11 protein-coding genes are annotated in these 12,537 nt (G+C 40.6%); 6 read left to right on the forward strand and 5 right to left on the reverse strand.

Annotated features, from left to right (window positions below; all coding sequences use genetic code 11):
- Positions 1-24: 24 nt before the first annotated feature.
- From WCV65_RS08150 to WCV65_RS08165, 4 genes are all read right to left on the reverse strand, one after another.
- On the reverse strand, positions 25-489 hold the full coding sequence (locus tag WCV65_RS08150; protein ID WP_338781469.1) for a YkyB family protein: 465 nt from the start codon (positions 487-489) through the stop codon (positions 25-27).
- Between the two features lie 86 nt (positions 490-575).
- On the reverse strand, positions 576-2,084 hold the full coding sequence (locus tag WCV65_RS08155; protein WP_035407065.1) for an HD-GYP domain-containing protein: 1,509 nt from the start codon (positions 2,082-2,084) through the stop codon (positions 576-578).
- A gap of 113 nt (positions 2,085-2,197) precedes the next feature.
- Positions 2,198-3,493: an MFS transporter gene (locus tag WCV65_RS08160; RefSeq protein ID WP_338781472.1), complete on the reverse strand. Its 1,296-nt coding sequence runs from the start codon at positions 3,491-3,493 to the stop codon at positions 2,198-2,200.
- Positions 3,494-3,609: 116 nt separating this feature from the next.
- Positions 3,610-4,104, reverse strand: coding sequence for a L,D-transpeptidase family protein (locus WCV65_RS08165; protein ID WP_338781474.1), 495 nt, complete (start codon positions 4,102-4,104; stop codon positions 3,610-3,612).
- 150 nt (positions 4,105-4,254) lie between these two features.
- Here WCV65_RS08165 and ppx point away from each other — a divergent pair, with 150 nt between their 5' ends.
- Positions 4,255-5,793 carry an exopolyphosphatase gene (gene ppx / locus WCV65_RS08170; protein WP_338781476.1) on the forward strand — a complete coding sequence of 513 codons (1,539 nt, stop codon included), beginning with the start codon at positions 4,255-4,257 and terminating at the stop codon, positions 5,791-5,793.
- A gap of 133 nt (positions 5,794-5,926) precedes the next feature.
- The gene (locus tag WCV65_RS08175; protein WP_338781478.1) at positions 5,927-8,032 is read left to right on the forward strand and encodes an RNA degradosome polyphosphate kinase; all 2,106 of its coding nucleotides are present in this window, start codon (positions 5,927-5,929) and stop codon (positions 8,030-8,032) included.
- Positions 8,033-8,064: 32 nt separating this feature from the next.
- Here the strand turns inward: WCV65_RS08175 and WCV65_RS08180 are convergent, their stop codons facing one another.
- The gene (locus WCV65_RS08180) at positions 8,065-8,931 is read right to left on the reverse strand and encodes a metallophosphoesterase (protein WP_338781480.1); all 867 of its coding nucleotides are present in this window, start codon (positions 8,929-8,931) and stop codon (positions 8,065-8,067) included.
- A 155-nt stretch (positions 8,932-9,086) separates the two neighbouring features.
- On the opposite strand from WCV65_RS08180, the gene fadH reads away from it, so the two are divergent.
- The 4 genes from fadH (at position 9,087) to WCV65_RS08200 (ending at position 12,472) form a co-directional block, all read left to right on the forward strand.
- Entirely contained in the window at positions 9,087-9,851 is a 765-nt protein-coding gene (gene fadH, locus WCV65_RS08185; RefSeq protein WP_338781482.1) for a 2,4-dienoyl-CoA reductase, read from the forward strand.
- 466 nt (positions 9,852-10,317) lie between these two features.
- Positions 10,318-11,535: an EAL-associated domain-containing protein gene (locus WCV65_RS08190; protein WP_035407087.1), complete on the forward strand. Its 1,218-nt coding sequence runs from the start codon at positions 10,318-10,320 to the stop codon at positions 11,533-11,535.
- Positions 11,536-11,585: 50 nt separating this feature from the next.
- The gene (locus WCV65_RS08195) at positions 11,586-11,816 is read left to right on the forward strand and encodes a hypothetical protein (protein WP_338781484.1); all 231 of its coding nucleotides are present in this window, start codon (positions 11,586-11,588) and stop codon (positions 11,814-11,816) included.
- 128 nt (positions 11,817-11,944) lie between these two features.
- Positions 11,945-12,472 carry a DUF3993 domain-containing protein gene (locus tag WCV65_RS08200; RefSeq protein ID WP_338781486.1) on the forward strand — a complete coding sequence of 176 codons (528 nt, stop codon included), beginning with the start codon at positions 11,945-11,947 and terminating at the stop codon, positions 12,470-12,472.
- Positions 12,473-12,537: the final 65 nt, after the last annotated feature.

Below are 12,537 nucleotides of genomic sequence, written 5' to 3' on the forward strand. Positions count from 1 at the left end.
CCGCGCAAATGATTGCGCGGCTTTTTAATAATGTTCGCCAAGTTTTTTAAATACAGGCTTCACGTATGTACGGGCTTGCTGCACGGGCTTACCTGTCTTTTCTTCCCTTATTCCAGTATACATCTGAAGCAAATCTTTTGCTTTTTGCAATGACAAATGGGTTTTAGGGTTGCGATAGGATTGGTTGAGTGCACCTAAGTGCGGTAGTTGATGAAAATCTTCTTTTGTAGGGGGCATGTGAAAGTAATAGGAGCCTGCACATACTAAAACATCAGACTGCTGTTTGCTGAATTTGGGGTTTTGAGAAAAGTGGAGCCCTCTCTTTTCGGCCTTGCCTTCAGAAATTAATTTTATTAGGGCTTTTTTCTTTAAAAAATAAAGGAATTTAGGGTTTGTAGCTGTTTTTGCATGACGGTTAACGGTATATATGGCTTTTGCAATATTGTCAGCTGTCATGGGCAGGGATTGTTCCTTCTGTCTATCCATCATACGAAATCTCCTTAATATTCCATTTATAATAACTGGTTTAGTACAATTATACGGAACCTTGAAATAAATGCAACCAGGGAGGAGAATCACGAACTAACTTCTTCTCCCAAATAACCTTGATTTTCCATGTGCTCTAAAAACAGGTCAGTATATTTCGGATCCCACTGTGTACCTTTTCCTTCACGGAGAATAGAAAGGGCTTTAGAGACCGGCATACCTTTACGGTAGGGACGGTCAGAGGTCATGGCATCATAGGCGTCAGCAACCGCAAGAATTCTGCCGAATTTAGGGATGTTCTCGCCCTTAAGCCCCTCTGGATACCCTTTGCCATCATATCTTTCATGATGGTATTTGACACCTGGAATTAAGGGAGCCATTGCAGAAGCCGGCTCTACATTGGCGAGAATATTTGCTCCAATGACCGGATGAAGCTTAATTTCTTCAAATTCCTCTTCTGTAAGCCTTCCGTCTTTTAATAAAATACTGTCCTTTATTCCGATTTTGCCGATATCATGCAGCAGGGCGGTTTTCTTCAGCAAATCTAATTCTTCTTTACTCATACCCGAATGTTCACCAATAATAAACGCGTATTCGGCAACCCGGATGGAATGGCCCGCTGTATATAGATCCTTTGCATCTAAAGTCATAGCAAGAGTCCTGAATAGACTTTCCGTCAGAAGACTGTTTATACGGTCCTTTGCTTTCAGTCCTTCCAGCATCTGATTATAGCCAGCGATAAGCCGGGAGAATTCATCTGAATAAACTTCATTCCGGTATTCATATTTTCCTTTTTTAACGAGACGCATTCCTTTCTCAAGGCTTGCAATCGGTTCGCCTATATCCTTCAGCAAGAGAAAACATACAAAGGATGAAAATGCAATGGACATAAACATAACAATTGCTGCCCAGCTCCAGTACTCCTGGGTCATTTCAGCAGCAGCCTCGGAAAGGTGTACTTGGGTTGCCAAACTGAAGAGGAGGAGGGGGAAAATGCCGATATATATGGCCGTGAATAAAACCTTGCTTCGAATGGATGTATATATCTTGGAAGGCTGTGCCAAATCCTGATCATACAGCATGAGTGCCCTTTTTCTAAGGTCATAAAGCAAAGGCTTGATGGAACTGGTCGTCAGAAAATATTCGATGACACTATGCATACCGGCTATAAGAATGGCCCCAACCATTGCAAGTATCATATAGTACGATGGAAAGCTGAATAAACCTAATTGATACAAATAGACAGCTAGGGAGAAACCAGGCAATGAAAAGCCAAGCAAATGGGGGATATTGATCCTGAAGATTGTACGCAAAGGAAATCTGTGTACTTGATCAAATGCTTTTTTGATTTCCTCTAGAGAAGCATCATGCTGGAGACCTGTTTTGATCGGTATTAGCTGGAACTTAAGAAACACAATATCGGAAGCGATCATACACAGAAAAGAAATCATCATAATACCAAACAAAAGAAGTATTTCTTTTGGAGTGATTGAGATGGTAGAAAAAATAAAAACAGAGCCTACACCAAAAACTGCAATCAGTGAGCCGGCAATATAGTTCGAAATTACCTTTTTAATAAAATTTGCATAAGTCTTCAATATTTCACAACCTTTGGAAGCAATAGCATGATATCCCTAATTATACTAAATTCGACAAGGATATTCATTACTAAAAATAATAAAAAAACGGCTGATATCGAATCAGCCGTCTATTATACAGTGTTCATTGTTTTTTTAGCTTTTTTTTCGCGGAGATTTTTCCGTTTTTCTTCCAGGTCTGCCTGCTCGCTGAGTTTAGGGAGCGTTAGCGCATAGAAGATAAAAACAAGAAAAATTACGGAAGCCATTCCATAATAAATATAATCAATCGTTTCAATGAATTTAGGGAAAACAAGAGCGATGAATCCTAAAGTCAATGATTGTGCTGTCATCATGAGCGGATCAATCCATCCGCTTACTCTTCCCATTAGCTTAGGATTCACAATTTTAGGCATCCAGCCGCCAATTGCAATATTTATCGGACCCAAGCATATGCCAATAAAGAAAACAGCTGTTAAGTATACCCATAAATGGTCGGTAAAGCCCAGAAGAACAATGAGTGCTGAAGCCGCCAGGATGGGAACGATCATCATGAGGTGAGGTTTAATTCTTTTTTCAATGAATGTTGCAATCCCACTGCCGGCAAGTAGGCCGACTCCGAGCGATATGGCAAAAAATGAAGCATACCATTCGTAATTTTCAGGTGATAACTTGTATTTCATTGTAAACATCGGGAGTATAGCAAAACCCCCGTTAACAAATCCAAATACAAAGAACCCAAAAATGATGACAGCTAGAAGCTTGTTTTGAATGATATAAACAATTCCATCTTTAAAATCCTTGAAAGATGTTTTGAAATTAATGTCCTTCCAGTTAGGGCTTCCATTTGGAAGTCTTGCACCTTTTGGAATTTTGCATGCTCTGATTAATAATGCAGAGATTACAAAGCTAATAAAATCAATAACAACTGCACCATGAATCCCAATCGTTTTGTATGCAATTGCGCCAAGGCCGACGCCAAACACCATAAATAAACTGAAAAGGATTTGGTTCAAACCGGCTGCCTGTGCGTATTGTTCCTTCTTTAATATTCCCTGAACGAGGCTGTTTTCAGCCGGGAAGAAAAATTTCGTAACAGCACTTCTTAAAAATAGAATAAAAAAGATGAGAGGAATTGAATTCAGAAACAGAGCTCCGAATAGGACAACACTCAGCGCGGCACGGATCCAGTCACAATTTTCAGCTACTTTTTTTCTGTCAAACCGGTCTGCTACAACTCCTACTACAAAGAATACAAAGATAGTCGGGAGAGAGTACATAAGCTCTGCAAGCGTCGCATAATAGGGCTGGCTGCTGAAATGCTCCAGCATGTAAAAAGCAAAGGCCATGTTGCCTATGGTTGTACCCATTTGCGAGGAAAGGGCTGCAAAAAAGAGCTTTACGAAATTAGGATTCTTAAAAATCTCCATTCAAACGCTCCTATTCACCTTTAAGTCCAATCAATTGTTATTATAAGTGATTCAATCTTTTTTTAACATGGAATGTTTGTAAATTTTTAACTACAAAATTCTTTACATCGGCCCATCTAGCCGATGATGGAGACTCGTGTACCATTCGGAACCGCAGCAGCTAACTCAAGAACATCTTTATTATACATTCTTATACACCCTTTTGAAACGGATTGACCTATGGAAGAAGGGTTATTTGTACCGTGTATTCCGTAACCTGCTTTTGATAAGGAAAGCCACATCACTCCGTAGGGACCGCCGGGACTCGGCTCTCTGTTCACAATAACAAATTCTCCAGTAGGTGTACTATACAGCATGCGTCCGGTAGCAATCGGATATTGCTTTACTAAAATTCCGTTTTTGTAAAGCCCCAGCTTTTTTTTGCTGATCGATACAGCAATATGATAGGGAATCGTTTTCGGATCACGAAGACCGGGAATGAAAAGCGATCTGCCTGGTGAGAGGGCAGACTGAACTGTGAGACCATTGGCTCTTGCCAGTGCCTCAGGACTGATTCTGAAATCTTTTGCGATGGAACTTACTGTTTCTAAAGCCTTGACCGTATAAATCAATCATAATCTCCCCCTTGCTGCGTCATAATGAGTGCCCATGGAAACAAAATATGCAAATGCATCCGTTTGTTTCCTTCTGGGAATGAAGTCAATAGTGCAGATTATGGTATAATGAGGTGCAAAATTCATATTGAATTAAGGGTGTTTAAAATGGAAAAAGAAAAATTTGCGATAGTGGATATCGGTTCTAATACAATGAGGCTCGTCATTTATGAACGCGATAACAGCGGCAGGCTTAAAGAAATTGAAAACGTAAAAGCTGTAGCGCGTCTGCGGAATTATCTTAATGAAGAAAATGTACTGGAAGAAGAAGGCATAAAAAAAATGCTGGATACCCTTAAAAGCTTCCAGGAGGTATCCCGCCATCATCAGATGAAGAATGTCCATACAGTAGCGACAGCAACAATTAGACAAGCAGTTAATAAAGAGGAAATTTTACAGCGCGCAGAAACAGAAACAGACTTTTCTATCCGGCTGCTTTCAGAATATGAAGAAGCTTATTACGGATACTTGGCAGTCGTTAATTCCACATCGATTAAAAATGGAATTACAATTGATATTGGGGGAGGAAGTACAGAAATAACCCTCTTTGAAAACCGGAAGCTAAAGGAATATCACAGCTTTCCTTTTGGAGCCCTTTCCTTAAGAAAAAGGTTTGTTAACGGAGAACTTCCAGATGAAAAAGAATCGGCCCTTTTGAATGCTTATATTAAAGAGCAGCTTCAAACTCTTCCGTGGCTTAATAATAAATGTCTGCCGGTGATTGGAATTGGAGGAAGCGCGCGGAATCTTGTACAAGTCGATCAGGCATTAAAGGAATATCCGTTTGCGGGCGTTCACCAATATGAAATGACACCGGAGGATATAAAAAACGTCCTCACATATTTGAAGTCACAATCGTTCGAAGACTTACAGCGTGTAGATGGTCTGTCCAAAGACCGTGCCGATCTGATTATTCCTGCAGGGATGGTGTTTCAAATTCTTTGCAGCCAGGTACAAGCGGATCGATTCGTCATGAGCCGCAAAGGACTCAGAGACGGCGTGTTCTTTGAAGACCTTTCCAGGGAGTATGGAATCAGCGCTTATCCGAACGTGGTAGAGGAGAGCTTTTATGAAATGGCTGCTGACTTTCGTATTGATTTAAATCACGTCATACCGGTTACAAACATGGTTTTTGATTTCGTCCGGCTACTGGAGCACCATTCTCTTGTTTCCTACTCAGATGAAGAACTGACCGACTTAAAGAGGGGTGCCTTTGTTTTTAATTTAGGACAATATATTGATTCAGAATCAAGCAGCAAGCATACTTTCTATTTGCTTGCCAACCGGACCATAGATGGATTGACACATAAGGAAAGGCTTAAAACAGCCTTAATTGCATCATTCGTGAGCAAAGCATCCTTAAAGCAATATTTGGAGCCATTTCAGGATTGGTTTACAAAGGAAGAACAAAAAAACATCCGGACATCCGGAGCTGTTTTAAAATTCATATACAGCTTTAATTCAACGAAGCGAAACATTGTTGACTCTTTGGACCTGGCGATTATAAACGGTGTTTTAACGGTTCATGCCTATTGTTCCGCTGACTGGGGACCGGAGGCGTATCAGGCAGAAAAACATAAAAAGCATGTGGAAAAATTATTCAGAATGCCTGTAGAGATTATATTTAGTTATTCTGAAAGAGTTTAATCTTTCTTGTTGAGGGTAAGTAGGAATTGAACAAATCGGTTTTTCTTCATTCACACAATTATAACAAAAAATTTACATAGCTTTGAATATACTTTGCTAGGATAACTAATAGAGAAGGGTGGCGGATAATTTAATGACAACGACGAAGAATGCGATTGAGTTAAGCAGTCCTGCTTATTATAACAACAGGGAACTTAGCTGGCTTGCGTTTAATGAACGAGTATTAGAAGAAGCGATTGATATAAGAAACCCTTTGCTTGAGAGACTTAAATTTCTTGCAATTTTCAGCTCCAATCTTGATGAGTTTTTTATGGTAAGAGTTGCAGGCTTGAAAGATCAAGTGAAAGCCGGTTTTAATAAGCCGGAAAATAAGGCAGGGCTGACACCGAAAAGACAGCTCGCTAAAATAGCAGAGCTTAATCACCGGCTGGTTGCCGTGCAAAGCAGTACCTTTACAAAAACACTTCTTCCGGCACTGAAAGAAGAGAAAATTGAGTTTTTAACGTTTGATCAGCTGTCTTCACAGCAGCTGAATCAGCTGGAAGATTATTTTGACGAGCAGATTTTTCCGGTTTTAACCCCTATGGCTGTAGATGCATACAGGCCGTTTCCGATGCTTTTGAATAAAAGTTTAAACCTTGCGATTGTATTAAGTGATCCGGATGCTCCGGATGAGCTTCGCCAGAAAACAGCGATTGTTCAGGTTCCATCAGTCCTTGAGCGGTTTGTTAAATTGGAGCATCCTGAAAAAGATCATTATGTTCTGCTTGAAGATATTATTGCTCATTTTATTTTTAAGCTCTTTAAAGGATTCCAAGTGCAATCTGTTACCCAGTTCAGGATTACAAGAAATGCCGATATGACCATCCACGAAGAGGGTGCGCGTGATCTGCTGAAAGAGATTGAAAAAGAACTGAAAAAAAGGAAATGGGGAGCAGCGGTCCGTCTGGAACTGAAAAAAGATGGATATGACAGAAATGTCCTTCAATATCTGCTGCATGAGCTCGAAATCCATGAAAAAGATGTTTACGAAGTAGAAGGGCCGCTGGATTTAACCTTTTTATTCGGTTTTTCTAAAGAGCTTTCTGCAAAGCATGACCATCTTGAATTCCAGACGCTGATTCCACAGCCGCCTAAAGACCTCCATTCTGATCAGCACGTTTTTGAACAAGCTTCAGAACGTGATATTTTTCTTCATCATCCCTATGAATCGTTTCAGCCTGTTGTTGACTTTGTAGCGGATGCAGCAGATGATCCCGATGTACTGGCAATCAAGCAGACTCTCTACCGTGTGAGCGGCGGTTCTCCCATTATTGAAGGGCTGAAGAGAGCTGCAGAAAACGGGAAACAGGTAACGGTTCTGGTTGAACTAAAAGCAAGGTTCGATGAAGAAAATAATGTTCAATGGGCGAAAGAGCTTGAAAAAGCAGGCTGCCATGTTATTTATGGAATGACATATTTAAAAACCCATAGCAAAATAACCCTTGTTGTCCGCAAAAAGAACAACCGGATCGAGCGGTTTGTCCATCTTGGGACAGGAAATTACAATGAAAAGACAGCCAATATCTATACTGATATGGGGCTGATTACTTCAAAAAGAAAATTTGGCATAGATGCCACCAACTTCTTTAACTATTTAAGCGGCTATACCGAAAAACCTGAGTTCCACCATCTATCCGTTGCGCCTTTCGACATCAGAAAAGATTTTATTCAGCTGATTGATGAGGAAATTGCCTTTCAAAAAAAATATGGAAATGGCCGTATTATATCCAAAATGAATTCACTGACCGATAAATCCATCATTATGAAACTGTATGAAGCATCGAATGCAGGCGTAAAGATTGACCTGATCGTGAGAGGAATCTGCTGTCTGCGTCCTGGAGTTAAAGGTGTGAGCGAAAACATTAGGGTACGCAGCATTGTAGGCCGTTTTCTTGAGCACAGCCGCATTTACTATTTCCATCACAATGGAGAAGAAAGAATGTACCTGTCCTCAGCCGATATGATGACGAGAAATATGGAAAAAAGGGTGGAAATCGCCTTTCCAATCTTTGATGGCCACATTAAAAAACGCATGAATCGGATCCTTGCTATTCAGCTCGAAGATAATATGAAATCAAGGGAGCAGGACTCAGACGGGATATACAGCTATGTGAAAAAAGATAAGGATGCCCCTGAGATCGACAGTCAGCTTATAATGTTTGGGATGGCCTATCAAGTGCTTGAAGATGAAGAATAACAAAAAAAGTCCGAAATTTCCCGGACTTTTTTTTATGTGCTGACACCTTTTAATGTGAATACAGTTAATTCAGGTACAGATAAAAAGCGAAAAGGCAGCCTGGTTGTTCCTAGCCCCCGGTTTACATAAAGCTTTTTAGAACCGAATTCATACAGACCTTCTGTATATTTATCAGCATATGGAGGGGTGATAAGCGGGCCGTATAAAGGAAGCTGTATTTGGCCTCCATGGCTGTGGCCGGAGAGCTGCAAATCGATATGAAGCTTTTTTGCCTGAATCCAGGCATCCGGTTCATGAGCTATAAGAATGTTGTATGTGTTAGGGGTAAATGAGCGAACTGTTTTTTGATAGTCTGGTCTCCCAAGAATCAAATCGTCCAAACCTGCGATGTTTATATACGAGCCATCCAGCAGACTGACTTTTTCAGATTCGTTTTTCAAGACTTTAAAGCCTGAGCGCTTCAGAATTTCCGCATAAATATCGCTGCCATAGCCCCCGTGATCATGATTCCCGTATACAGCATATTTTCCAAGTGGAGCTTTAATATCCTCCAGATGAGGAATGATCTCTTCCGTTCGGCTGTAATGAAGAGGATCGTCCATTAAATCACCAGTGAAGACGACTAAATCAGGGGTAAATCCATTGATCGTATCTTTAATTTCCGCAAGCTGGCTGATTGAGTAATACTCGCTTAAATGCGTATCACTGAATTGCACGATTTTCATTCCATTGAATCCGGTTGGAATTTTAGGACTGATCAGCTCCAGTTCCTGAATATCCAGCAGCTTCGGCTCCAAGTACCTTGCGTAGCTATATCCGCCAATGGAGCAAAAAAAACCAGCAGCAGTAAAAGACAGAAAACTCTTTAGGAATAACCGCCGGGACATCTTTTTATTCATATTTCCCTACCATCCTAATAAGTAATGACTAATTATACCATGGTTTTTTTAAGAAAATGATCGAATGGCGGACAAGAAGAAAATAGTTCAAAATGGATGGCTGTGTATGCTAAGATATGAATGAGTATTCATTCACTAAATGAGGGGGATTATTCATGGGAGAAAAAGTTATAATCATTACGGGCGGATCCAGCGGAATGGGAAAAGCCATGGCAAAACGATTTGCACAGGATGGACTAAATGTGGTTATAACCGGTAGAACTGAGGAAACGCTTGAACAAACGAAAAAAGAGATTCAGCAGTCGGAGGGGCAGGTTATGACTTTTGCAATGGATGTCAGACAGTCTGAAAAAGCATTAGAGCTCGTCCAGGCTGTTCATGCCCAATTCGGGAGAATAGACGGGCTCATCAACAATGCTGCAGGAAATTTTATATGCCCAGCAGAAAAACTATCGGTTAACGGCTGGAATTCCGTAATCAATATCGTCCTAAATGGAACATTTTATTTAAGCTCCAGTGTTGGAAACTATTGGATTGAGCAAAAACAAAAAGGGGCAATCATCAACATGCTTGCTACATATGCATGGGGAGCGGGAGCCGGAGTAATTCATTCAGCAGCTGCAAAAGCAGGTGTACATTCCATGACACGCACATTGGCTGTTGAATGGGGCAGCCGCTATGGCATAAGGGTGAATGCAATAGCGCCTGGACCAATTGAGCGGACAGGCGGAGCCGATAAATTGTGGGAATCAGAAGAAGCAGCTAAACGCACACTAGCAAGCGTTCCGTTAAAAAGGCTTGGAACCCCTGAAGAAATCGCAGGTATTGCTGCCTTTTTAATGTCAGATGAAGCTGCATATATTAATGGAGAATGCATCACGATGGATGGGGGTCAATGGCTTAATCAGCATCCATTTTGACAGAAGATCAGCCTGCAGAATTTCTGCAGGTTTTTTAATTAGAGCAGGTTCCTCGTGGGGCAGCGGGAAAGATATCGGCTATTTTGAGCGGATATCGACTATTTGGCTTAGTTCGACAAAGAGATGGATTTCTTAGGTTCCGCCCTTTTGAGCGTAAGGATCAGCATTCTGAATCAATGATGATCGCAGCCGGCGAACTTGACTGTCCCCTTTACGGACAAAGCCTGTAATGACCGGCTGCAAAAGGGGGGATCATTGGCTAAATTGAAAAGCGGAACGGTCGTAATTAAAGTACCACCGGCCAGATACAGGGATTTAACAACACCCATAACGCTGCACGTTCTTGAAAATTCATTCTTAATAGAAACCACTTGCCGGCAAAAAAAGGGTAGGATTGGACAAAGAGCTCCCCGTCAGAATTATGATATAATTTGCATAATAGAGACAGAATGAGGGGGAAAGAAGCATGGATGCTCTGGATATTCTTTCGAATAAACAAGATGTTGTGCCGTACTATCAAGCTATATTCAGTGCCGATGAACAAACCATTGCAGGTTATGAAGTGCTTGGGAGAATCCAGTCCCGTGGGGAGATTTTAAGTCTTGAGGATTTTTTTGAGGATGAAAATGTTCCCGATGAATACAAAATTGAGATTGATGATTACATAGTTGAACAGGCACTTGAGTATGCCCTTGCAGAGAAGCTGGATGCCCTAATTTTTATTAACCGGGATGCTAATTTACTTATGATGGATCACGGAGAAAGCTTTCTTGAACTATTGCTGCGTTTTCAGGCAAAAGGCTTGAAGCTTGAGCAAATTGCTATCGAGGTAACAGAGCATCAGTTTAAAGGGGATATTGAGCGTCTTCAGCATCTGATTCTTTATTACAGGACATACGGAATTAAACTTGCTGCTGCTAATATTGGCAGGGAAAGCAGTAACCTGGATCGAATTGGCAAGCTTTCACCAGACATTTTGAAAATTGATCTTCAGCCGCTAAGAATGACTTCTGCATCCGCATCTTACAATGATGTGCTGTATTCCATATCATTGCTTGCAAGAAAAATAGGTGCGTCCATTCTTTTTGAAGATATTGAGGCTAATTTTCAGCTTCAGTATGCCTGGAGAAACGGGGGGCGCTATTTCCAGGGCTTTTACTTAACCAAACCGGAAGCACAGTTTCTTAAAAAGGATTTATTGAAAAAGAAGCTTTCCAGTGAATTTCATCACTTTATCGTTCATGAGAAGAAGAAATTAGAAACCTTTTATGAGTTATCCGAACAATTTTATCAAAGAGTTCATCATCTTGCCCTAATCAATGAAAAGCTGTGCGACAGCCAGGACAAATTAATTACCATCCTGTCTAAAGAGCTTTCCGATTGCAGCTTCCGTATTTATATTTGTGACTCAGATGGTTTCCAGACAACCGGCAATATTTTCAAGGGGAGCGATGGCTGGGTCTTTCAGGAGCAATATAAGAATAAAAATTGGAGCTGGCGCCCGTATTTCTTAGAAAATCTCATGAAGATGAGAATTGGCAGAAAAGGCTTCTTTAGTGATTTATACAGCGACATCGAAACCGGTGAAACCATCCGAACTTACTCTTACCCTCTCGATGATGGCCATTACCTTTTTATTGATCTGCCCTATCAGTACCTCTACGATCAAAACGGGATGCTGTGAATGAAATTCCGCAATAGGCAGACAATAAGGGAAAAATAATGGAGGCATTTATGATAGCTTTAGGTGTCATTGCTCTGCTTATATTGCTGGCAGGACTTGTTATCACATTCCGTACTGGGATTTGGACACAGGCCAGGAACAAGGAATTTGATGTTTCAGCTCCAAAGCCTGTTCAAGCACACCCCTATCTATTTAACCCGATTTTTCTCGTTTATTTAGGAGCGGGGCTTCTTGTAATCGTACTGATTCTTTATTTTGTTTTTAAATATGGTGGTTATTAGGAAACAGAGTATTTTCACACGCTCTGTTTTTTTACGTTTCGTTTTAAAAAATAGTGGAATAACAAAGATATAAATGATTGGAGCCGGTAAATTACATCGATGTGCTAAAGGATGATAGGGAGGAATAAATGATGAAAGCGTTATCAACTATTGTTGCAGCATCTGTTTTATTTTTTTCAATGGGATCCCCGGCCACAGGTGAAACCGTATCGGTTAAAACCGATCGTCCGCATCAATCTGTTCAGGATCAAACTACTGTAAAGCAGCGTTCTTTTAACATGCTTCAGGCTGCATATCAGACTCAAATTTCACTAAGCAGCAAAGAACGCACCAAATCAGAAATGAAACGTATTCTGGCTCCATATTTTACGGATGATATGGCAGATATCTATTTAAAGCATAATGCTGTGAAAGGGCAAAAACAATTTATCGTATACGGCACTGATTTCCCTATATTTTCCATTCCGTTTTTCAGCTATGGTCCAGAGACAAAACTCAAGGATAAGGGTGATAAAAGAATTATCTATCAATTTTTTGAAAAAACAGATGAGGGACCCGTTTCTTACGATAATCATTATGAAGCAGTAACATTGACTAAAACGGGTGGGAAATGGAAGGTGTCCTCCATCACGGAAAGCATAGAGGAACCAAAGTAAAATGGATGTTGACATAGATAATGATAATCATTATCATTTACTTATAAATGAACTGCCTTACGTTC

The organism is Metabacillus sp. FJAT-52054 (assembly GCF_037201815.1).
Taxonomy (GTDB): Bacteria; Bacillota; Bacilli; order Bacillales; family Bacillaceae; genus Metabacillus_B; species Metabacillus_B sediminis.